This is a genomic window from Sorangium sp. So ce367 (assembly GCF_051520455.1).
GTDB lineage: Bacteria > Myxococcota_A > Polyangia > Polyangiales > Polyangiaceae > Sorangium > Sorangium cellulosum_B.
The window spans coordinates 1,139,575-1,162,479 of the sequence record NZ_CP150334.1 but is presented as its reverse complement, the minus strand read 5'-3'; the positions used below and the strand labels follow the sequence as shown (position 1 = coordinate 1,162,479).

The following is a 22,905-nucleotide window of genomic DNA, read 5'->3' as shown; positions in this document are numbered from 1 at the left end:
GCCCCCGTCGCGGGCTCTACGGGCAAGCCGCGTTCGCGATCTCCACATCGTCGACGTTCCAGCTCGACACGGTATCGACGAAGGCTTCCCGCCCGATCTCGTAGCCGAAGCGGACGCGCAGGCCGGCGTTCTTGTAGGGCGTCAGATCATGGACGACCTTCGTCCAGGCCGAGTCGCGGACACCCGGGTACGCCCCCGACTCGAAGAGCACCTTCCAGCGGACGCCGTCGTAGACCTCGACACGGTTCGTCATGTGAGGCGTCTCATCGCTGTTCAGGAGGCGCCAGAACGTCAGGTACACGCCGCCCGCGACATCGGCGTTGACGACCGGGCTCGTCAGGTAGAAGTACGGGTGGACCCCGAGGGGCGCGTTCCCTCCGATGACCACGCCGGCCACCCCGTTGTCCGACGTCGCCGTGTGATCAAGCGCCGGATCGGCGTGCCCGTAGGTCTGCCCGGTTGAGGCCTTCGCCGCGCCGATCTGCCAGGTCGGACCGAGCTCCCACCCGGCCCCGTCGCTCTCGAACGTATCCCGGAAATAGACCACCGGCGCCGCCGCGGAGGCGCCGCCCTGACAGACGCCAGCCAGGCAGGACTCCCCCACGGTGCACGAGTCGCTGTCGACGCAGACCCCGCCGTCGGGAACCGGGCGCGCCGTGCACACCCCGGCCTCGCTGCAGACGCCGCGCGTGCAACCGACCGCCTGCGAGAGGCACGACTCCCCCGGGGTGGGGATGGAAATACAGGCGCCGCTCTCGTCACAGACGCCACGATTGCACTCGTCGGTCCCAGAGAGGCAGGCGCCGCCCGGTCCGATCGGCTCAGCATAGCAATTGCCAGAGCCCGGATCACAGGCGCCATCGTTGCACCCGACGCTCAGCGCGCTGCAGTCCTTCGGGACGCCCCCCTCGCAACGGCCGCTCTGGCAGGTCTTGCCGACCATGCAGAGATCGCCGGAGTCCGCGCACGGCGCCCCCTCGTTCCCCGGAACCGCCTCGCACGCACCGGTGGCCGGGTCGCACGCACCAACATGACAGGAGTCCGGTATGTGGAAGAAGAAGCAGTCCCGCGGCGTCCCGACGCAGGCGCCGTCCAGGCACGCCGCGTCGAGGAGACAGCGGTCTTCCGTCGCGCACGGGACCCCGTTCGCCCTCGGCTCCACCCCGCAGCGAGGCGCGCCGCCCGCGTCGACGCACGTGACCACGTGACAGGCGTCCGGCGCGAGGCCGCAGTCCTCCGGGGCCCCGCCCTGACAGACACCCTCCTCGCACACCTCGCCGACCGTGCAGGCGTCCCTGTCGTCACAGGGCTCCCCGCCCGCGCTGGGGACGAGCTCGCAATCACGCGTCGCCTCGTTGCAGACGGCCATGACACATTGCGAGGTCGGAACGAGCGAGCAGTCGATCCGGCACGGCGCGCCGTCCCCGCCTGCGCCGCCCCCGCCGCTCGAGACAGCCGCCCCGGCGGCGCCGCCGGCCCCCGCCGGGCCCGAGCTGCCCGCGGATGTCGCAGTCGAACAGCCGAGATCCGTCAGGGCGACAGCGGAAAGTACCCATGGAATCCACCTAGTCATGTTCGCCTCTTTCCAGCAAGCGTGACGCACCTCGTGGGAATTACGCGTCCTTCGCGGCTGCGCAAGGAAACATGATGTTCCGGCGCGCGAGCACCCGGAACGGTCGGCGCGATCAGCGACGAGCAAAGACGTCGGGCCCCACCGCGCCGGCGCGCCCACGAGACCGCGAGTGCGACGAGAGCCGCGACAAGCAACGAGAGCTGCGACAAGCGACGAGAGCCGCGACAAGCGACGAAAGAAGAGAGAGCAACGACAGCACGACACGAGCCGGGCTTACAAACCGGAGAGCCCCTATCGCGCCTCGATCGAGAACTGCATACACTGACGAGATCGTCTCGGAGCTCGGCCATCCCTCGATAGACAGACCACTTCGCGCGTGGAGCCCCGCGGCAGCGAGCCACGTCGCGCCCATTTTCAGAGGAGCGCAGAGATGTCCTTCCGACGTCATTTCGTGTTTGCCCCTTTCCTCGTCGCCGCCGGGATCGCGGCGCAGTCGAGCGGCTGCGCGGCCACCGAGGACGAGAAGCCGGCGAGGATCCCCCGGCCGGATGACGCCGCGAGCGGAGGCGGCGGCTGGTTCGGCGTGAGCAGCGCGAGCGGAGACACGTCGCTCGGCGAGGGGGGTGGGCTAGGCGGCGCCGGCGAGGGCGGCCTCGGGGAGGGGTCCTCCTGCGCCCAGGCGAGCGCGGAGGCCACGCTCCTGCCGCTCGATATGCTCATCCTGCTCGACCGATCCGGCAGCATGCTCGGCTCGAAATGGGTCGGCGTCACGAACGCGCTCTCGGCGTTCGTGACCGACGCCGCCTCGGCCGGGATGAACGTGGGGCTGACCTACTTCCCGCGGAGCAGCAATGGGCAGAGCGACTGCAACCACACGAGCTACGACGAGCTCGCGGTCGCCATCGGCGAGCTGCCGGTGAACACGCCGGAGCTCACCGCCTCGATCCAGAGCACCTCGCCGGGCGGCGGGACGCCCATGCGCCCGGCGCTCCAGGGGGTGCTCACGAACGCGACCGCCTACAAGGACGCGAACCCTTCCCACAAGGTGATCGTGGTGCTCGCGACCGACGGCGATCCCTCGGGCTGCTCCGGAAACACCGTCGCGAGCACCGCGGAGATGGCGCAGAGGGCCCTCCGCTACAACGGCGTCCAGACCTACGTCGTCGCGGTGCAAGGCTCGACGCTCACCAACCTGGACCAGATCGCCGCCGCCGGCGGGACGACCCGCGCGTTCGACGTCACGGCGGACATCACGGCGTTCTCGGCGAAGATGGCCGAGATCCGCGCGTCGGCGCTCCCGTGCGAGCTCCTCATCCCCGCGCCGCCCGCGGGCGCGGTCCTCGACACGAGCCGGGTCGCGGTCAGGTTCGCGCCCGAGGGCGCGAGCCCGCTGGAGGTCCCGAAGGCGGACGACGCAGCGGACTGCGGCACGGGGCCGGGGTGGTATTACGACGACGATGTGCTCCCGAAGAAGATCATCCTCTGCCCCGCGTCCTGCACGACGGTGCAACACGAGGTGCGCGCGGAGCTCGACGTGCTCTTCGGGTGCGCGCCGACGCTGAACTGAGCCGCGCGGGCCCCACCCCCGCCGCCCGCGCCGGGCTCACGGCCGCTTCGGCGCCGCCGTCTTCAGGGCGTCGAGCGCCGCGAGGAGCTCGGCCTCGGTGAACGGGAGCCTCGCCAGGGCCGCCTGCTCGTCGGCGAGCGCGAGCTCTATCTCGCGCTGTGCGTCGCGGGCGCGGAGGACCCACGCCGACGACTCCCCGGTGCGGTCGCCGAGGCGCACGGTGCCGGCGAGCATCTTCTGCCCCTTCTCCAGGAGCACGCGGTAGCGCAGGCGCATCGCCCCCTCGAACAGCTGCCTCTCCCTCGGGGTGTCGGCGCTCCGCGGCGGCGGGACCTGCATCACGTCGCGGTGGAGCTCCTTGTAGAGCTGCCCGATGCGGTAACCCGCCATCGCCGACCAGTGGGCGTCGAGGCTGCGCATGGCCTCGGTGTAGGCGCTCTGCGCGTCGAGCAGCCCCTGGCAGCGGCGCTCGAGCGCTTCGGCGAAGCTCGCCGGCACCGGCACGAAGGTGATCGCCTCGCTCCGGCGCCGCCGCACCTCGCCGAGCGCGAAGCTCACCTGCGCGAGCTCGATCGGCGGCTTGCCGGACTCGCCCAGCCGGTGCTCCTCGATGAGATCGCGCGCGAGCGCGACCTGGCGCGCCGCCTCCTCCACGAGATCCTGCTCGACCAGGCCGAGCGCGAGCGCGCCGCGCGCCTCGATCGCCTCCAGCACGCTCAGATCGGCGAGGCGGAGCAGGCGGCGCGACACCTCGACGAGCTCGGGCCATCGCTCGAGGGCGGCCGCCGCGCGCGCGAGCCGGACGAGCGCGCCGCGCGCGACCGCGTGGTCCGGGAAGCGCTGCGCGACCTCGCGGTAGCGCTCGGCCGCGAGCGCGCGGTCGCCGAGCGCCTCGTGCGCGAGCCCGGCGTTGAACAGGCTCGGGGGCGCGACCTCGCCGCCCGGCGCGAGGCGGGCGAGCCGCTCGAACAGGGGCGCCGCCTCACGCGCCTTGTCGGCCAGGAGCAGCGCGCGCGCCCGCTCGAACTCCGCCGCGAGCTCGGCGTCCGAGTAAGGCGACACGACGACCGGCGCGAGCTCGACCGGCGCGCGCGCCGAGGCCGGCTGCGGCGATCGCGCCGGCGCCGGCACGTTGGCCTCCGAAGTGCATCCGCCCAGGACGACCGCAAGGGCCAGAAGGGCGACCGAGGTGGCGCAGGAAGTCGACATTGCCGGGGAAGAATAGCCCCACGATCGAGGTTGTTCCGCAACGTGTATGGACGGAGCGTCCGGCCCGGCCGTCCGGGACACCGGTGGATTGCTGTACGCCGTAGGGCAATCCCTGACTACAAACGGCTGCTCTGTGAAATTGCAGAATGGCCTCGCCCGACAAAAAGCCTGCATGGATCCGCCATGTTGCGGTAATCTCGCATTCGTTCATCAGGCCGCTGTCTCGGCGTGTAGCTCGGTCGGCGGCGTTCTCCTCTCCAGCGACGATCAGAACGAGGGCTTCTGTTGTGGGCCCTCGAAGGCATCACGGCCCCGTTGTGGGGCCTTGGAGGTGGGCACATGAAGCATCAGATCATCTCTCCTCGCGCGGTGACTGGAATCGGCACGGAGCAGCGGCTGAGCATGGCGGAAGCGCGTCATCGCGAGCTCGACTCACGCCTCAGGCAGCTGGGTCGACGGGCGTTCCTGACACCGGGGGAGAGAATGGAAGCTGCCCAGCTCAAGAAACGTAAGCTCGCCGCGAAGGACGAGATCGAATCCCTGCGCCGGCGGTTGTCGTAGCGAGCGACTCCTCGCCGACCCTCGATCCTGCGCCACACACGGCGCACCCCCCGCCCCTTTCCGTTCCATTCCAGACACCCCGCGCGCCCACGCAATGGGCCGCTCGCACGCTGCGCGCGCCGCACGGATCTGCGCGCGCTGCTGGGACGCGCGCGCGCCCGATCGCCACGGCGGACGTGCCGGCGGGGACGCGCGCACGCAATGCGATGCTCGCACCCGAGTCGATGCCCGCGAGGCGCGACGAGCGGGGACGTCAGCGCGCGGCGGTCAGAGCGTGGGCGCCGACGGCTCCGACTCCGACGGCGGCTCCTCGGGCGACGCGGGAGCGTCGGACGGCGGCGCGGCGCCCCCCTCGGGCAGCGCTTCGGCGCCGCCGTACACGTCGCGGTTGAGGTCCGCGAGCGTCTCGGTCAGGCGGTTCTTCTGCTCGCTGGTGATGCCGCCGGGGGCCAGCTTCTCGGTCGCCGCGGCGAGCCCGAGCCAGTGGCGCGCGTTGTCGCGGTAGCCCTTGCGCGGATCGGCGACGCCGGTGCCCTGCGGCGCGAGCTCGGCCAGCCGGTAGTCCGTCATGCCCCGGAGGTAGGCGTACTGCGCCCGCTCCGGGACCGAGAACGAGTCCTGATCGTGCTCGAGCACCCGGAACAGCGCCAGCGCCTGCTCGAACCGGTTCGCCTCGTAGTGGCTGCGGGCGCGATCGAGATCCTGCGTGTAGGTCGCGCAACCCGACGCAAGGGCGAAGGACGAGAGAAGGAGGACGCACGGGACCAGGCGGCGCATGCGCGCAGGGTATCCCCCGTGTCGCCGGGCGATCAAGCACGAAGGCAGCGCGCCACACACCACGCGCCGCGCCGGCCGCTGACGCGCGCCGCGCCGCCGCGCGGCGCTCGGCATCCAGCGGATCGCCGTCAGCGCAGGAGCGTCGCGGCGAGCACGCCGCTCACCGCGAGCAGCGCGATCGCCAGCAGGACAACCGCCCAGACGAGGCCGCGCGCGGGCGCAACAGGGCGCGCGGCCGCGACCGCGCCCGGCCCCGTCGCCGACGACAGGGGGGCGACCGGGGGCTGCGGTGCAGCCGGGGGCTGCGGCGCAGCGACGACCGGCGCCTGCCCGGCGCTCGAGGGCAAGGCCACCGTGTCGCCCGTCTCCCACATCCCGGCGGGGGGGCGCACGGCCGAGGGCGGCTTGCCCTCCGGGAGGCCCGCGGAGGAGCCGCGATCCATCGAGTCGGCGACGCCCGACGCCACCATGAACGCCTCGGAGAGCTCCCGGGCCGAGGCGAAGCGCGCGTCCGGCTCGACGGCGAGCGCCTTCCGCATCCAGGCCTCGACCTCCACCGGGATGCCAGCGTCCGGCGCCGCCGCGGTCAGCGCGGGCGGGGGCGTGCCCAGGATCTTGGCGATGAGCGGCCCGAGCGCCGGGGCGGTGAAAGGACGTTCCCCCGTGAGACACTCGTAGACCACGACGCCCAGGGACCAAAGATCGGAGCGGTGATCGACGCTCTTCAGGCCTTTCGCCTGCTCCGGGCTCATGTAGTAGGGCGTCCCGAGGAGCGCCCCCGTGCGCGTGGGATCCATGCCGGTGATGGCGAGCGCGTCTGTCACCTTCGCCACGCCGAAGTCGAGGATCTTGACGATCTCCCCATCATCCTCGCGCGCGATAAAGAGGTTCTCCGGCTTGATGTCGCGATGGACGAGCCCGACCTCGTGGGCGCGCGAGAGGGCGCGGCAGACGTGAGAGACGATCGTCGCCGTCTCCGCCGGCGTCAGGCGCCGGCGCGCGGAGAGGCGATCGCGCAGGCTCTCGCCCGCCAGACACTCCATCGCGATGTACGGTAATCCATCGTCGGTGAGGCCATGGTCGAGCACCTTGACCACATGGGCGCTGCGGATCCGCGCCGCGATCTGCGCCTCACGGTCGAAGCGCGCCCGGGCGGTCGCGTTCTTCGCGGTCTCGACGTCGATGAGCTTGATGGCCACCGGCGTGCGCAGCGACAGGTGCTCTGCCAGCCACACCGAGCCCATTCCGCCCCTGCCGAGGAGCCGGGCAAGACGGTACTTCCCGGCGATACGTTGACCTTCCATGGCGCGGGAGCAGGGTAACGCGGGGCGCGCTCGCCGTCAGTACGGGAGTTGATCGACGATCCCCCGCGCTTGCGTCGTCGGCGCCGACGGCGGCGGCGGGGTCGTCGATGCCGCCGGCGTCGTCGATGTCGCCGGCGCCTTCAGCGTGCCAGAGAGCGCGCTCGGTGAGGGTCGCCTGGACGACGACGCAGCAGCGGACGGCGCGACGCCCGCGACCGCAGGCGCGTCCCGAGCGGGAGGGGGCGGGGCGGGCGAGCTCGGCGTGGATGCTGGAGGCACCGCGACCGCCGCGGGCGGCGGCTCCACCACCGCTTCCGCCGAGACGGGGACCGGAGCGGCAGGCCCGCCCAGCGGCGGGGGGCGGAGCGCAGCGAGCGCCGCCACGAAGGCCACCGCGAGGAGCGCCGCGAACGCGAACGCCCTCTTCAGCGATCTCGCGCGCCCGCCGGGGGCCGTGAGGGCCGGAGGCGCCGCGACGGCGCCCGAGCTCGGGGACGCGGCGAGCGGCGCGAGCGCGCCGACGACCTTGCCTCCCGCGAGCGCGCCCGCCGACGTGGGATCGGTGTAGCGGCCGAGGACCTCGACGAGCGGCCCCAGATCGTCGAGCCGATCCTCACGCCGCTTTTGCAGGCAGCGGTCGAGCACCCCGGCGACGTCCGCGGGCAGGTCGGGCACGGCCGAGCGGATCGACGGCACCTCGCGCTGCAGGAACGCCGTGTACATCTCGCCGAGGTTCTCGAACTCGAGCGGCCTCCGGCCGGTGAGCGCCTCGAACAGGATGACGCCCATCGCCCAGATGTCGGCGCGATGATCGATGTCCTTCTCGCTCATCGCCTGCTCGAACGACATGTAATGAGGCGTCCCGAGGATCGAGCCGGTGCTCGTGTTGCCTCCCTGCGTCTCCGAGCTGATGGAGGTCGGGTCGAGCACCTTGGCGATCCCGAAGTCGAGCACCTTGGGCACGCACCCGCCGGCCTGCGGCTCCGAGAGGAAGATGTTGTCCGGCTTGAGGTCGCGGTGAACGATCCCCTTCTCGTGCGCGGCGCGGAGCGCTGAGGCGACCGGCACGAGGAGGCGCGCCGCCTCGTAGAGCTGCAGGGCGCCCCTGCGCTTGCGCAGCCCGGAGAGCGGCTCGCCGCGGAGCAGCTCCATGACCATCACGGGCGTGTGGTCCTCCTCGAAGACGTCGAGCACCTCGATCACGTTCGGGTGCTGGATCGCGGTCGCCGCCTTGGCCTCGCGGAGGAAGCGCCGGGTCTGCGCGGCGTCGGCGGCGCCGCGGATCATCTTGAGCGCGACGTCGCGCCCGGTGCCGACGTTCCTGGCCGCGTACACCTCGCCCATCCCGCCGCGGCCGATGAGGCGCTCGATCCGGAAGCGCCCGGCGATGATCTTGCCGGCCGGGAGGGAGCCCTGGAGATCGTCCGACACGAGCGGCAGCGTACCGTGGTTCCCGGCCGGACGCAGCGGTTCGCGGTCGCCGGCCGGCCCCGATCCGCGGCAGCGCGGTCACATCGGCTGCGCGCAGCGGAAGCCGGTGGCCGGGTTGAACGCCGACGCCCTCTCATGGCTGCGCGCGGTGGCCCGGGCCCCCAGCTTGTAACCCGACCAGGAGCTCCCGCGATAAGAGAAGCCCGGCGCCGCGCCGGGGGCCGGCTCGCGACACACCGGATCGACGAGGAGCGGCCCGCCCGACTGCCAGCAAGGCGCGGCGTAGGGAGCGAAGGTGTCGGCCACCCACTCGGACATGCTCCCTGCGAGGTTCCGGACGCCAAGGGCGGTCACGTCGCTCGGGGCGCCTCCGGCGACAGGCCCCCAGGGCACCGGCGCGTCGAGCGGGCGACAGTCGGAGTTCTCGAACACGTCCTGGTCGACCTCCCCGCTGCCCCGGCCCCTGCCGAGGAGCGCCATCGCGCAGAGATCCCCGCCGTTGCCCCAGGGATAGGCGGTCTCGTCATCGAGGTTGCCGGCCGCGTACTCCCATTCCGCCTCTGTGGGGAGCCGCTTCCCCAGCGCGGAACAGGCCTCCTCCGCCAGCGCGCGGGTGACGCAGTTGACGGGCAGCGCGTCGTTCGCGCCGTCGGACGCGCCGAGGTACGTGCAAGCGACCAGATCCGACCCCGGCGCGTCGATGTCCCTGGCCACGGGCGCTGATCGGATCCGCCCTGTCGCCACGAGCTCCCGGACCGTGCCCACGGTCACCTCGTCCGCGTCGAGGGCGAACGCGCCGAGCTGCACGAGGCGCTCGGGCTGGCTCAGCTCGTCGAGATCGATGGTGTATCCGGGTCGCGGCGTCCCGAGAAGGAACACCCCTCCCGGCACACACACCATCCCCGCCGGCGCCGGCCCCTGGCAGGGTACCGGGGCCGCGCTCGGCCAGGAGCCGGGCTCGGGCCGGGCGTCGACCTCGGAGAGCAGCGGGAGCACCGGCTCCGGCGCGAGCGCGCCCGCCTCCGGGTCGCAGGTCGCGCGCTGCTCGGGGAGGCTCGGGACGCCGAAGCAACGCATGGACAGATCGAGGGCCACGTGGGTCTCGCCATCGAGCGGTGGGAGCCTGGCCACGGCGTCGATCAAGGCCGGACCGCGGGGAAGGCCGTCGGGGCCCGCCTGCTCGGCCCGGTAGAGCCGCGCGCGGACCCGCACGGCGGCGCCTTCCTCCCGCGGGACCACGCCGAAGCTGACAGGCAGGCTGTCCGGCCCATCCACCCCGATGAGCCGCATGCACCCGGTGCAGGTCGCGCCCTCGCCCATCACCTCGAGCAGCAGGTGATCGCCGAACCGGGGCGCCGGGGCGTCCGTGGAGACGCTGACGAGCCACTGGCGAGGCTCGGGCTCGCACGCCGAGAGCGCCGACAGCAGAAACCCGGCGGCCGCGAGCGCCGTCGACAGGCCACGAGCCGTCACGGCGCACCTCCCGCGTAGACGCACCGGAAGCCGTGCAGCGAGTCCAGGACATCCCCTCTCCGGAACGCGGGCCTCGTGTTCGCGGGGCCGCTGGCCCAGTCTCCACCGCGGGAGGCGTGCGCGTTGATGCCGGCATCGTCGCAGCGGGGCTCGACGAAGATCCCGGGCGCGCTCCAGCAGCCCTCTCCGTACGGAACCAGCTTGTCGGCGCACAGCTCGCTCAGGCTCCCGCCGAGATCCAGGACGCCATCCCTGGAGCTGTCGCCGAGGCCACCGCACGTCGCCGAGGGCCGATGCGAGCCGACCTCCTCCGGCCCCGGATCGCCAGGGCACAGCGTCCCCCGCCCGGCGCTCGCCGTGCAGCACGCGGGAGACGCGTCACCCCAGGGATAGATCCGCCCCTGCCCTCGACCCCGCGCGGCGTGCTCCCACTGCGCCTCCGTCGGCAGATCACCGCCGCTCGCTCTGCACGCCTCCCGGGCAAGGCGCCACGAGATGCAGTTGAGCGGATATCCATCGTTCGCTCCGTCGGCGGCGCCAAGCCAGCGGCAGTCTGCGAGCCCCACCCTGCTCGGATCAGGCCCGGCGAGGTCATCCCCCTCGGCGTGAAGGAGCCCCTCGTTCAGCAGCGCACGGAGACGGCCGACCGTGAACTCCGTCCTGTCCATGAAGAACGGGCCCACATGCACCGGCCGCGGCGGCACGACCGAGACATAGCTCTGCTCGTCGACGCCGGCGAGCTCGGCCTGGCCGATGACGCTGAAGCCGCCGGGGATGCAGACGGCATCGGCGCCCTCGGGCGCGGCGCCGCAGGGGACCTCCCGCGCGCGCGACCACGTGCCGGCGCGCGTCGCGCCCATCTCTGCCCCTGATCCGACGAGGGCCCCCTCCGATGGGGCCGCCGTCCGCCTGGAGGCATCGATGCATGTGTGGGGCGGCTTGCGCAGCGACGCGGGCACGCCCAGGCAGTCGGCCGAGAGCGTGAGTTGCACCGTCTCCACGCCAGACGTCGGGAGCGCGACCTCGATCAGCCGGTCGATGGCGGCCTCTGGCGGAGGATCGATGGTCGAGAACCCCCTCCCCTCGATGGAGTCCTCACCCCGCGTCGCGACGGCGCCGCGGAACGCCCGGATGCGCAGGCGGAGCACGGCGCTCCCCTCCTCCGGCGCGGCCACCCCGAAGGAGAACGGCCAGGACGAAGGGTCCGGCAGGACGAAGTTCGCCGTGCAGTCGACGTCATCGATACAGCCGGGGCGCCACGCGCCGTCGAACCCATCGATGCGCACCGTATCGATGACCGCCTCCGGCGAGATGGAGGGGTCTGCTAGGAGCTGCGCGGCGACCGGCGCGTCGGTGTCCACGACGACGAGGAGCTGCGGTCGCTCTCGCTCGCCGCAGGCGCCGGAGAGCCCCGCCGCAGCGAGCACGACGAGGATCGAGAGCGCGCGTGTCGGTTCGACCACCTGCCGCCTTTCGCCTTTCTCGTTGCCGCCCGACAGGACCCAGGGGTAGTCTCCTCGCTATCATCGAGGAGGGGCGAGGCCAAGAGGGTTCTTTCGCTTCTTCACGGGATTCACGCGATTCACGCGATTCACCCGAACATCGCTCTGCCGCTCGCGAGGAGGTTGTATGTCGTGGGTCACCCGGCCAGTGCTCGCCGCGCTCTCCGTAGCCATCGCGGCGGCGCTCTCCCCCGCATGCGACGGCGATTCCCCATCCGAGGATCCGGGAGCGGCGGCGAGCACGGGATCGGGCGGCGACGGCGGTGGCGGCGGTGATGCCACGTACGGCGCGAGCGCGTGCGGTACGTGCGTGGAGCAGGCAGCGTGCTTGTCCCAGGTGAACGCGTGCGCGGCCGACCCGGGCTGCGCCGCCTACCTCGATTGTCTCGACGCTTGTCCGCTGGGCCCAGGTGGGGACGCGGACATCGCGTGCGAGCAGGCGTGCCCGCCCGTCACCGGATCTCTTGGCCAGAGCGCGAAGCAGGCCTTCATCGATTGCCGCCTCGCCGGCCCCGGCGCGGAGTGCGCCGGTTGCGGCCAGATCCCCGCCCCGACAGACCCGGATTTCAACCAGACGTGCTCGCCGTCGACGGATCCGAACACCTGCTACAAGTGCGAGGACGAGCGCTGCTGCGAGACCTACCAGGCTTGCAGCGACGACCAGGATTGCCAGGACCTGGTCACGTGCGTCAAGGCGTGCGCCGAGGACCCGGATGATGCGGCCTTCTCGCCCTGCGAGAGCGCGTGTTACCAGGCGCACGCCGCCGGCTACGTCGCCTACAGCCACCGGATGGCGTGTATGCAGTACTTCTGCTTCGACGACGACGCTTGCGGCAACGAGCCGCTGGACCCCTGCGTCAAGTGCCAGAACCTGCACTGCGCCGATGAGATGGCGGCTTGCCAGCACGAGATCGAGTGTGCGTTGCTGGACAACTGCAAGGTCCCGTGCGACGTCGCGGACCAGGCCTGTCTCATGGAGTGTGACGCGATGTTCCCGGACGCGGTGGCGACCCACGAGGCCGGGCTCGATTGCGCGCTCGCCCACTGCGAGATCGCATGCGGCGGGACGGACTGACGGGGCGGTCAGGGACGAGGGGTACGATGCGGACACGATGGATCCTGGGTGGCCTGGTCGTGGCGGCGGTCGATCTCTCGACGGCCGGGCGCGCGCGCGCCGAGGCGCCGGCCCCTGCGGCGGCGCCGGCAGAGGCGGCGGCTGTCGATGAGCGCACCGCGCGCGGCAGGGCGGCGTTCCTGCTGGGCGTGCAGCGATCGAAGGACGCGCAGTGGGGCGAGGCGCTCGCCGCCTTCGAGGAGGCGGCGGCGGCGCGGGACGCGCCCATCGTCCAGTACAACATCGGCTTCTGCGAGCGCGCCCTGGGCCGCTACGTCGCCGCGCGCCGCACCTTCCGCCGCGTTCTCGCGGGCACCGAGGGCCTGGCGGCCGCGCAGATCGACGACGCGAGGGCGTTCGTCGCCGAGCTGGATCAGCTCGTGGTCCGGGTGGCGGTCACGCTGGATCCCCCGGGCACCCCGCTGACCGTCGACGGGCGCGCGCTCCGGCTGGCCACCGACGACGGGACCCGGGTCTTCGTGACGCTCCCCGGGTCCGCCGAGCGCGCGGCGGCGCCGGTGGAGAAGAGCTTCACCGTGGAGCTCGATCCCGGAATCCACCTCTTCCGCGCGGCGCGGCCAGGGCGCCAGGATGCCTTCGTCCAGAAGACCTACCGGCCGGGGGAGAAGGCCACGCTCGATCTGCACCTGGACATCCTCCCCGCGCGCGTGGCCGTGCGCGCAGAGCCGGCGCAGGCGCTCGTGCGTGTGGACGGCCGCGAGGCCGGGCTCGCGCCCATCGACCTCGAGCGGCCGCCGGGGAAGTACAGGATCGAGGTGCTGCGGGACGGGTTCGAGACGTACGCGGCGACGCTCGATCTGCACGCGGGGCAGCGGGCGGATCTGACGGCCAAGCTGATCCCGGTGCGGCCGTCGCTGTGGACGCGGTGGTGGTTCTGGACGGGCGCGGCCGCGGTGGTGACGGGGGGCGTGGTGCTGACGTACGCGCTGACGCGGCCTGAGCCGGACTACAACGGGGGGAGCCTGAACTGGGTCGCGGAGCCGGCGGCGATCAGGTGGTGAGGGGCGTCGGGCGCGCGAGGCGCCCAGATGCCAGGGCCGCCGTGCTGCGCGCGAGGCAACCGAGCGGCGCGTGTACGGTGGGGCAGCTAGAAAGGCCCGGCAACGGTGTCCGCACCGTGTCGCTGCGCGAGGTCGACGCGGTTCTCGAGACCACGGCCAGCGAGGCCGCCGAATGACCGGAAGGCGGCTCTACCTACTCGCAGGACGCTATGCGGAAGGTCCGAGTGACTACAACTTTCTCTTGCCGCCCCTCGTTGGGCGGAGGGGAAGAAGGAAAGATTCACAGGGAGGCGGGGAGGCGGGGAGGCGAGAGATGGGGATCAGTCGTTCAAGCCATCAGGCTCGGCGCCGACTGCTTCGGGCGGCATCGATGCGGGGCGGCCGGTGGTGCTGGGGTGGCCGTCTTCGGTGCGACATCGGGAGAACCTGACAGCCTCGGCATCGCGGCGTACCAGGCGTCGGATCCCGCGGCGAAGCACCGGCGTGTTGAAGTTGACGAGCAACCCGACGTCCAGGTGCGTCAGCTTCAGGTATGTGAGCACCTGAGCTTCATAGACGGGCAGCAGGTGCTCGACGGCCTTGAGCTCCAGGATGAGCTTCTCCTCGACGACAACGTCGAGTCGATAACCACACTCGAGCGTGGCCCCCTTGTAGGTTACTGGAAGTGGCCTTTGCCTCGCGAAGCCTAAGTCCATGAGCGACAGTTCACGACACAAGCATTCTTCGTAGGCAGACTCCAGTAGCCCGGGACCGAGGTGGCGGTGCACCTCGATGCACGCTCCGATGACTCGCTCGGACAGATCCCACAATCTTCTCGTTTCCCTGTCACCCCGTGCCGAATCCATGCTCATGCCTATATATCGACGCAAAACCAGATCTGGTTGCGCGAATTGACGTCAGCGGGAACCGCCCCGCAAGCGAGCGACCTGAAAACAGTCAACCCCCAAGCAAGCAGCCTCGAAGGATGGCCCACCTCTCGCCTCTCCACCTTGTTCTATATATATCTCTCTCCTCCCCGCCTCCCCGTCTCCCTGTGTAATCTCTCTTTCTCTGTCTCCCTCCCAACAAGCTGCTGCTGCCGACCGCGCTTCGCGCGGCGGCACACCGGCAAGACGATCGACTGCTGTCCTCGCTCGCCTTGTCGCTCTATTTCCCGGCGCCTGCGATGTCGAGACCGAGGCGCGGATGCTGGTCGATGCCGAGGTCTTCCGGCCCTGGCTCGGTAGCGGCGCGCAGTCAGCGCTCCCCGCCGAGCCAGAACGCGAGACCTATCCCAAGCTGGCGCTGGGGCGGCTCTTGAAAGAAGGAGGGATGAGACGAAAGCCCGAGCGCCTCTACCGCTTGTTCGGCGAAGAGGTCAGCCTCGAGGCGCTGCGAGCACTGCCGGCTTTCCAGCACTTCGAAGCCGAGCTCACCGAAGCAGTCCGCGCTGTCGCGCGCTCGCAGGGATGGCCGCACTGAGCTCCACCCCCGCTCACCCCCCGAGCCGCCTCCCGAGGAGCCGCGCGGCGAGCTTCCGCAGCCAGTCCGCCCGCCGCGCGTCGGGCGCGACGAGCCGCCCCGTGCGCGCGGCCTCCAGGATCGCCGCCGTCTCCGGCGTCGGGTCGGCGCACGCCTGCAGCACCCGGAAGACCGTCGCGTCCTCGTGCGCGACGCCCGCCTCCTCCACCCAGGCGTCCACCGACGCCGCGAACGCAGGATCACCGGGGAACGGCTGCTCCTCCGCGTTGCTCGGGCCGAGCCCGTTGATGCCGCTGATCACGAGGTCCTTGCGATCCTTGTAGGTCAGCCCCGCGAGCTCCTCGGGCAGCAGCGGGCGGCCGATCCAGATGTCCTGCACGCCCATGCCGAGCGGGAACTCGAGCCGCCGCTCGAGCGGCTCCGGCGGCAGCGCGCCGGAGAAGCGCACCGGCACCACCGGGACGCCCACCGCGAGCGCCATGTCGATGAACGAGCCGCTCATCTTGCGCACCGGCGTGCGGCACTCGAGCGATCGCGTGCCCTCGACGTGCACCATCACGCCCTTGCCGGCCCCCTGCATCTCGGCCCCGAGCTCCGCGATGATGGTCCCGAGCGACGCCTTGTCCTCGCGATCGAAGTACGTGATCACCTTCGGATCACGCGCGCCTGGGTACGCGAAGCAATGCGCGAGCATCGTGCCGAGCCACGTCGTCCGGTGCTCGGCCTTGGCCAGCGTGACCGTCGAGACCTCCGTCAGGCCGGACACGGCGATGCCGAACAGCAGCGACTCCACGCCGACCTGGTGGTTGCCGAGGTAGAGCAGGCTCCGGCCCTTCACGGCGCGGAACGCCTCGGGATCGACGACGTGCACCCGCCGGATGAACCGCTCGATGAGGCCGAAATACAGGTCCTCCGCCGGCCACCGGCCGATGCCCATGGCCGCGCCCCAGTAGCGGCGGACAGGCGCGATGTCGATCACGGGCGGGCCCGCGTCGCGGACAACGACCTCGGAGCCCTCGCGCGCCACGGTGAACGGCCAGCGCGTGAGCGGCTGCGCCGAGGAGACGCCGGCGAGGGACACGGTCGACGGATGCACGCCAGCGCGCCGCGCGACGTGATCCTTCACCGCCGCCGCCTCGACGAGGTCGCCCGACGCGGCGTAGAGCTGCGCGACGGTGCCGGGCATCCAGTCCATCGTGCGCACGTCGGCGGGGCTGCAGCGCGCCTCGCCCGACGCCGCATCGACGCGCGAGACAGCGAGGTCGACCGGCGCGCGATCACGCAGGAACGCCCGGCGGATCCCGGGAGGCGCGCCGCCGATCGGCCCCTGCGGGAGCAGCACCTCGACCAGCCGGAGCTCCAGCCAGACGCGCTCTCCCGCCGCGGCCCCTGCCTCTGCGATGGCCTGCACCCGGAACGAGACGAAGCGATCGTCACGGCCCTCGTAACGCACCTCCACGCGCACCGGCGACTCGGGCGCCGGCCCGTACAGGCGGAGCGACGGGATGCGCGACGGGAACGCGATCTGGGCGGGCGGGCACCCCGGATCCCACAGCGACAGCCGGTCGTGCGGGATGGTGTGGGTCAGCGCGTCGAGCATGCCCTGGTGCAGCGTGCCGGGAGGCACCGAGCCCCTCGCAGGGTCCAGCACCGCCGATGACCCGCGCGCGCCGAGGCGGAGCGCGGTCAGGTACTGGAACGCAGGGCCGTGAAACAGCGTCCCCGCGGCGTACGGATCGTCCGCCTCCGGCGCGTCGAGCGCCGGCTCCGGCGCCGGGGCGGGCGGGTAGTCACGAGCCACCCGCACGCGGCCGGTGCACACGGGCTCGAACCGCGAGAGCGCCGGGTTCGATGCCTCGCGCCACGCGAACAGCCGGACGTCGAGGACGTCGCCCGATCCGATCGCCTCGGCCTTGACGCGCACCGGCCCCGGCACGGGCAGCCAGCGCTGCACCACCACGTCCTCCACGGCCACGACCACGCTCCCCGGGCGCGCCCGCAACGCGGCGCCGGCCAGCCGGTCGACCATGCTCATCCCGGGGAGCGCCGGGACCGTCCACGTGGGGCGGTGGTCCGCGACCCACCCATCCGGGTCCAGCACCTCCTCGATGTCGTCGAGCGCCGGCGCGGCCTTCGCCGCGGGCTGCTCCTGCGGGCGCAGGCGCGGGCTCCCGCCCACGGCGCCCGGGAGCGAGGCGAGGGTGCGCGCGCTCGCGCGCGGGTCGAAGCCGACGTCGCGCCGCGCCCGGGGCGAGGCGCCGTCGACGATCCGCACGCCGAGCGTCGCGCCGTAGATGCGCAGGCCGTCCACCCAGAGGTAGGACTCGGCGATGACGTAGGGCCCGCGATCGTCGCGGCCGACCTCGAGAATGTCGGTGTCGACAGTCACCCGCCGGCTGGCCGGCAGCACCTGGCCCCGGTACCGCCAGGAGTGCTCGTGCCCGGTCATCACGGGCTCGAACCGCGGGTCGCGGAGGCCCGCGTGGAGGTCCTGGTGCAGCATCCAGAACTGGATCGTCTGCAGCATCGCCTCGATGCCGAGCGAGCCTGGCTGCACGGGATCGCCGAGGAAATGGGCCTTGAAGAACCACTCCGACGCGTGCACGTCCCGCCGCGCGCGGAGCCGGCCGAGCCCCTTCCGGCCGCCGGCCTGCCACAGGCCGTCGATCCGGTCGATCATCAGCAGCGACGGCCGCGCGAGCCCGAGCTTGCCCCCGCAGTACCGCGCGGGGCGCTCGCGGAGATCGACCTCGAAATCGGACGGCTCATCGAGCGCGGCGACCTCCTCGGGCCTCGGCGGGATCCCGATCTGCGTCGCGAGCGCGGCCTTCGGGAAGAAGCCGAACACCGTGTCGAGGTCGTACACCCGCGCGCCGCCGAGGCTGCACTCGACCCGGAACGAGAGGATGATCATGCCGCCCGAACGGGACATGTTCGTGAGCCGCGATTTGGTGCGCAGCGCGCTCACTGCCGGCGCCGGCGCCGGCAGGACCTCGGCGTGCAGCGTGCCCTTGCCGTCGAGGTTGCGGAAGTACAGCGCACCGTCGGTCGAGAGCGCGCAGCCGGCGTAGCTCGCGAGCCAGCCGCACGTCTGGAGGGCGGCCTCGAGCACCACCGCGAACGGCATCGTGAGGCTCGCGTTCTCGTCGAAGTACCACGCGTCCTCCGGGACGTCGTACTCGACCTCGACCTCGGCGCCGGCCTTCATCGACGCCATGGGGCGAGAGACCGACAGGACCCGGCTCATGAAGTGGTACGGCGGGCCCGGGAGCCGGGCGACGTGCTGGCCCCCGTCGAACCTGCGGTAGAGCGGGCCGAACGCGTCCGACGGCCTGCCCCAGGCGCACGAGAGCAGGCTCCGGTAATCGAACGGGAAGCCGCCGGCGTCCGCGTGTCCCGCCGAGACGGCGCCGTCCGGGGGCGGCGCGCCCGTCTCGGACCAGGGGACGCGCGCGACCGGCACCGGCTCGACGTGGCCGTCGAGCAGCTCGGGGGCGCTCGTCATCGGCCAGTCGGGGCTGAGGCGCAGGCCCACGCGGCGGGCGTGGAACGCCTTGAGGCCGTCGACCGTGCACAGGAAGTCGGCGAACACCGTCGGGCACGGGCCGTCGTGGACCTCCTCGACGAACACCTCGTACGTGAGCACGCGGCTCGTCGGGACCACCTGGCCGCGGCAGCGGAGCAGGTACGGGATCTCCGGCACGGGCTCGAAGCGGAAGCCGTCCGCGTCCGCTGTGAAGCCCATGGCCGCCATGTAGAACGCGAGCGCCTGCAGGCAGCCCTCGAACATGAGCGTCCCCGGCATGCAGGGGTCGTCCTTGAAGTGGCCCTCGAAGTACCAGCCGTCCTTCGTGATCGGCAGCGTGGCCCGGAGATAGCCGCGCTTCCACGGACCGCCCGCGGGGTCGAACAGGTCGACGCGATCGAAGAACAGCATGGGCGGGGCGCTGATCCGCGGCGTCCTGACGTGGGTGCTCAGACGATCGAAGCCGGGGCCGAACGCCGCCGCGCCGTCGCCGGCCGCGAACGCGAGGAGGTCGGCCCGGTCGAACGCGGACTTCCGGCACGCGATCCGGGGCGGATCGAGGCGGGCGGTCGTCGCGTGCTCGGCGGTTTCCGCGTCCCAGAGGACGCCGCCGGAGCTCGCGAGCTCCTCGTCGGTGAAGAAGCCTGCCTGGCCCTTGCGCGTCTTCAGGCGCAGCTCGCCGCCGATCCGGCAGTCGTAGTGGAAGAAGAACAGGCGGACGTCGCCGTGCTTCGCGTGCCCGTCGACGTGGATGTCGTAGACGAGCGTGTCGCCCGGGCGCGGCAGGCCGCCGTAGAAGGTGAGCTCGCAGCCGAGCAGGCGATAGACGCGCTCGCCCTTGTTCTCGAAGTCCGCGCCGAGCCAGCTGATGAGCAGCAGGTCCGCCTGGCCGCTCTCGATCATGACGCCGGCCGGCATCGCGCCGTCGTGCAGGTACCAGGAATCCCACCGCACGTCGGTCTCGGTCCACATCGTGCCGAGCTTCATCGAGCCGGGCTCGGCGTCGATCCCGGTGACCCGATCGGCGAGCAGGAGCGGCGGCATGGGCATGCGCACCTGGCGGCGATAGGCGTCCTGCCGTGCGAAGAGCGGGCCGAACACGTCGGAGATCCGGCCCGAGGCGAGGTGCTCGAGCTGCTCGCGGCTGAACCGGGGGCCGCGGGGCGCGGCGGAAGGCGCCGCGGAGAGCGCCGGCTGGGCGGAGGGACGCGGCGCAGGCGGGTACTGGTCAAATTTGAACAGGGAGGCGGGGAGGCGGGGAGAAAAATCGGAGTAAATCTCCCCGTCTCCCCGTCTCCCTGTGATCTTTCTCGGGTGAAGTTGACCACCACCCGACGGCGCGGCGGAGGGGCGCGGCGGCTCGACGACGGGCGGCGGTTCAACGACGCGCGGCGGCTCGAACGGACGCGGCGCCTCAGCGCGGGCGAGCTGCGGCAACTCGGCGCGGGCGAGCTGCGGCGCAGCGGCGGAGCGCGGCGCCTCGATACGGACCGGCGCGGCGTGAGGCACCTGCGCCAAGGGGGTCTCGACCACCACCGCGACCCCGCCCGACGACGCCTGCACGAGCGAGTCCAGCGCGCGCTGCCGCATCTGAAGGAACCGGCGGTGGACCTGGGCCTGCTGCTCCGCCCACTCCTTGTGGATCTGCGCAAGCTGCACGGTGAACGCCGCGGCGCCGGCGATCACGTCGCCCGGGATGTCCACGGCAGCGGCCGCGACGACGGCCGGTCCGACCGGCGGCTCCTCTGCGAGGCTCGCGGCGACGGCCGTGACGACCGCCGGCCCGACCGGCGGCGGCTCGTCCCAGGACGGCGCGCGATCCGCGTCGGCGGCAGAGAACCCCGTGGGCCCGGGGTACAGCGGCGGCAGGTCGTCGAGAGCGGACGGCAGAGGCGGCGCAGGTTCCATGGAGTCTCCGGGGGATGAACAGGAGGCCGCGCCGGGCACGACGATCGCCGGCGGGTGGGCGGGGAACGTCAGCGTCGGCCCCTCCGCCGATCGCGGCGGCGGGAGCGGCGCGGCGGGGCCGCCGGCCCCGATGCGGACCGACAGCGAGCCGCCGCCGAGGCCGGCGCAGCGGACCTCGGCGACCCGGATCTCGTCGGACCACGGCGCCCCGTCGGGCTTGCGGCCGTGACGGCAGGCGAGCACCGCGGCGGCCACGTGCAGCAGGCCCGAGGCCGCGTGCGCGTGGCCGAACCGCGGCGCGAGATCCGTGGACGACAGCACGAGGCCAGGGTCGGCCGGCTCGTCCACGACCACGGCCAGGACCGGGTGCCGCTGCCGGACGGCGTCGTCGAGGCGCTCGAGCACGAGCACCACGGCGGCGTCGCCGGGGGGCAGGCGGACGCCGAGCGCCTCGAGCGCGGCCGCGTGGGCGGCCTCGCACGAGAGATCCACCGCGCCGACGATCGCCGCGTCCACCGCGCCGGCGCGCAGGGCGCGGGACGCGACGCGCAGCGCCCAGGGGCCGGACAGCTCCTCGGCCGCGATCGTGAACGACGGTCCACCGACGTCGAGCTGGCTGTTCAGCCGGTTCGCCGGGATGTTGGGCATGTTCCCGACGACGCCCGCCGCCTGCAGCGCAGGGATGATCGCGTCCTGGAGCGCGCCGACGTCGACCGACGGACCGAGCCGCGCCGGCGCCGTCTCGGCGAGCCGCCATCGCGTCATGTACCGGCACACCTCGGTGTCGGCGCCCATGCCGATCAGCACGGCGGTGCGATCGCGCGGCAGCGCGAGGCCCTCGGTGGCCTCGATCGCCGCCTCGAGCAGCAGCGTCTGCTGGGCGAGCGCCTGCTGCAGATCGCGCGGCGGGAACCGGAGCCGATCCGCGGGCAGCGCGACCGCCGCCCGGCGGGGATCCGCGCCGCGGCCCGAGAGGAGCGGCTCCGCGAAGGCCCGGACGCCGCTGAGCTCACCGACGCACAGGCCCATGGCCACCACGGCCAGGGGGCCCGCCGGCGCGGGGCGCCCGGCATCGACAGGGCGCGAGGCCGCCGCGGCGGCCTGCGGCGCGGCGTGGGCCGCGCGGCCCCTCGGCGAGGACGGCTCGTACGCCTCCACGAGGAGGTGGGCGTTGTTCCCGCCGAACCCGAACGCCGACAGGCCCGCGAGCCGCCGCCCCTCCCACGGCTCGGCGCGCTGCAGCACCCGGAAGGGGCTCGAGGCCACCGCCTCGCTCAGCGGATCGGCGTGCAGCGTCGGCGGGCGGACGCCGGCCGCCATGGCGCCGAGCAACTTGAGGAGCCCGGCCGCGCCGGCCGTCGTGACGAGGTGACCGAGGTTCGACTTGAGCGAGCCGAGCGGGACGTCGCGGGAGCCGAACACCTCCTTGAGGGTCGCGATCTCGGTCGCGTCGCCGAGGGGCGTGCCCGTCGCGTGACACTCGAGCAGCGACACCTCGCGGGGATCGAGGCCCGCCATCGCGTACGCGGCCCGCATCGCGCGCAGCTGGCCCTCGACGGAGGGCGCCAGGAGGCCGCGGCCGCGGCCGTCGTTCGACAGGCCGATCCCGCGGATCACGCCGAGGATCGGCCTGCCCGCGGCCTCCGCGTCGGACAGGCGCTCCAGGACCACGAACGCCGCGCCCTCCGCCGGGACCAGGCCGTCGGCCTCCGACGAGAACGGGCGGCTCTGCCCGGTGCGGCTCATGGCCGACAGCGCGCAGAACCCGATGTGCATGAAGAGGTCGTCCGAGCGGCACACCGCGCCTGCGAGCATCCGGTCGACCTCGCGGTCCTGCAGCCGCTCGCAGGCGAGCGCGATCGCGTACAGCGACGACGCGCACGCGGCGTCGAGCGCGAACGCCCCGGCCCCGAGGCCGAGCACGTCGGCCAGCAGGTGGGCGGGCAGCCCCGACATGAACCGGTTGCGCGGATCGGGCCGCGGGACGCCGGCGAGATCGCCGAGCCACGTCGACTCGACCCACGCCGACATCGCCGACGACGGGAACGAGAGGTTCCCGAGCACCGCGCCCGCGCGGTCGGACCGGCCCTCGTGCCCCGCCTCGCGCAGCGCCTCGCGGCCCGCGTGGAGCACCCACTGGAAGAGCGGGTCGAGCGCGAGCAGGGACTCGGGCGGCCCGCCTCGCCGCGGGAACGGGTCGCTGGCGAGCACGCGGCGGAAGTGCTCGTCGAACCCGGTGACGTAGCCGCCGCGATCGCTCCACGCGCGGTCCTTCGCGTCGCGCACGTCGCGCGCGTCGCGCGCGGAAGGCCCCGCGAGCGCCCGCTCGCGCGAGAGGCGCCAGCGGCCGTCGGGCGCGGCGGACAGGAGGTCCCGGCCGGCGAGCACGTTGTCCCAGAGGGCCGCGGGGTGGAGCGCGCCCGGGAGGACGCACCCGCGGCCGACGATCGCGATGGGCTCGAACACGCTGGCCTCGA

The 22,905-nt window shown here is 72.7% G+C and carries 14 protein-coding genes; 5 read left to right on the top strand and 9 right to left on the bottom strand.

The window, feature by feature from the left end; genetic code table 11:
- Nucleotides 1-16: 16 nt before the first annotated feature.
- Nucleotides 17-1,369, bottom strand: a complete 1,353-nt coding sequence (locus WME97_RS04355; RefSeq protein ID WP_437549701.1) for a hypothetical protein — start codon at nucleotides 1,367-1,369, stop codon at nucleotides 17-19.
- Between the two features lie 634 nt (nucleotides 1,370-2,003).
- Between WME97_RS04355 and WME97_RS04350 the strand changes: the two genes are divergently transcribed.
- Nucleotides 2,004-3,140 (top strand): vWA domain-containing protein, encoded by a 1,137-nt coding sequence (locus tag WME97_RS04350; protein WP_437549700.1) that lies wholly within the window; start codon nucleotides 2,004-2,006, stop codon nucleotides 3,138-3,140.
- Between the two features lie 36 nt (nucleotides 3,141-3,176).
- Here WME97_RS04350 and WME97_RS04345 read toward each other — a convergent pair whose 3' ends face one another.
- Nucleotides 3,177-4,349 carry a tetratricopeptide repeat protein gene (locus WME97_RS04345; RefSeq protein WP_437549699.1) on the bottom strand — a complete coding sequence of 391 codons (1,173 nt, stop codon included), beginning with the start codon at nucleotides 4,347-4,349 and terminating at the stop codon, nucleotides 3,177-3,179.
- A 339-nt stretch (nucleotides 4,350-4,688) separates the two neighbouring features.
- On the opposite strand from WME97_RS04345, the gene WME97_RS04340 reads away from it, so the two are divergent.
- Nucleotides 4,689-4,910, top strand: a complete 222-nt coding sequence (locus WME97_RS04340; protein ID WP_437549698.1) for a DUF465 domain-containing protein — start codon at nucleotides 4,689-4,691, stop codon at nucleotides 4,908-4,910.
- Between the two features lie 267 nt (nucleotides 4,911-5,177).
- Here the strand turns inward: WME97_RS04340 and WME97_RS04335 are convergent, their stop codons facing one another.
- The 5 genes from WME97_RS04335 to WME97_RS04315 all read right to left on the bottom strand — a co-directional run bounded on the left by WME97_RS04335 (nucleotide 5,178) and on the right by WME97_RS04315 (nucleotide 11,358).
- Nucleotides 5,178-5,687, bottom strand: a complete 510-nt coding sequence (locus WME97_RS04335; RefSeq protein WP_437549697.1) for a hypothetical protein — start codon at nucleotides 5,685-5,687, stop codon at nucleotides 5,178-5,180.
- A 128-nt stretch (nucleotides 5,688-5,815) separates the two neighbouring features.
- Nucleotides 5,816-6,991 carry a serine/threonine-protein kinase gene (locus WME97_RS04330; protein WP_437549696.1) on the bottom strand — a complete coding sequence of 392 codons (1,176 nt, stop codon included), beginning with the start codon at nucleotides 6,989-6,991 and terminating at the stop codon, nucleotides 5,816-5,818.
- Between the two features lie 36 nt (nucleotides 6,992-7,027).
- Nucleotides 7,028-8,422 carry a serine/threonine-protein kinase gene (locus WME97_RS04325; RefSeq protein ID WP_437549695.1) on the bottom strand — a complete coding sequence of 465 codons (1,395 nt, stop codon included), beginning with the start codon at nucleotides 8,420-8,422 and terminating at the stop codon, nucleotides 7,028-7,030.
- 78 nt (nucleotides 8,423-8,500) lie between these two features.
- Nucleotides 8,501-9,895 (bottom strand): formylglycine-generating enzyme family protein, encoded by a 1,395-nt coding sequence (locus WME97_RS04320; protein ID WP_437549694.1) that lies wholly within the window; start codon nucleotides 9,893-9,895, stop codon nucleotides 8,501-8,503.
- Nucleotides 9,892-11,358: a formylglycine-generating enzyme family protein gene (locus WME97_RS04315; protein WP_437549693.1), complete on the bottom strand. Its 1,467-nt coding sequence runs from the start codon at nucleotides 11,356-11,358 to the stop codon at nucleotides 9,892-9,894. The genes WME97_RS04320 and WME97_RS04315 overlap by 4 nt, the downstream gene beginning before the upstream one ends.
- Nucleotides 11,359-11,524: 166 nt before the next feature.
- Here WME97_RS04315 and WME97_RS04310 point away from each other — a divergent pair, with 166 nt between their 5' ends.
- Both WME97_RS04310 and WME97_RS04305 read left to right on the top strand, forming a co-directional pair.
- Nucleotides 11,525-12,472 (top strand): hypothetical protein, encoded by a 948-nt coding sequence (locus tag WME97_RS04310; protein WP_437549692.1) that lies wholly within the window; start codon nucleotides 11,525-11,527, stop codon nucleotides 12,470-12,472.
- Nucleotides 12,473-12,498: 26 nt separating this feature from the next.
- Nucleotides 12,499-13,533: a PEGA domain-containing protein gene (locus tag WME97_RS04305; RefSeq protein ID WP_437549691.1), complete on the top strand. Its 1,035-nt coding sequence runs from the start codon at nucleotides 12,499-12,501 to the stop codon at nucleotides 13,531-13,533.
- A gap of 320 nt (nucleotides 13,534-13,853) precedes the next feature.
- On the opposite strand, the gene WME97_RS04300 is transcribed toward WME97_RS04305, so the two are convergent.
- On the bottom strand, nucleotides 13,854-14,378 hold the full coding sequence (locus tag WME97_RS04300; RefSeq protein ID WP_437549690.1) for a GxxExxY protein: 525 nt from the start codon (nucleotides 14,376-14,378) through the stop codon (nucleotides 13,854-13,856).
- A 340-nt stretch (nucleotides 14,379-14,718) separates the two neighbouring features.
- Between WME97_RS04300 and WME97_RS04295 the strand changes: the two genes are divergently transcribed.
- Nucleotides 14,719-14,994: a hypothetical protein gene (locus WME97_RS04295; RefSeq protein ID WP_437549689.1), complete on the top strand. Its 276-nt coding sequence runs from the start codon at nucleotides 14,719-14,721 to the stop codon at nucleotides 14,992-14,994.
- A 13-nt stretch (nucleotides 14,995-15,007) separates the two neighbouring features.
- Here the strand turns inward: WME97_RS04295 and WME97_RS04290 are convergent, their stop codons facing one another.
- Nucleotides 15,008-22,894: a beta-ketoacyl synthase N-terminal-like domain-containing protein gene (locus WME97_RS04290; protein WP_437549688.1), complete on the bottom strand. Its 7,887-nt coding sequence runs from the start codon at nucleotides 22,892-22,894 to the stop codon at nucleotides 15,008-15,010.
- Nucleotides 22,895-22,905: the final 11 nt, after the last annotated feature.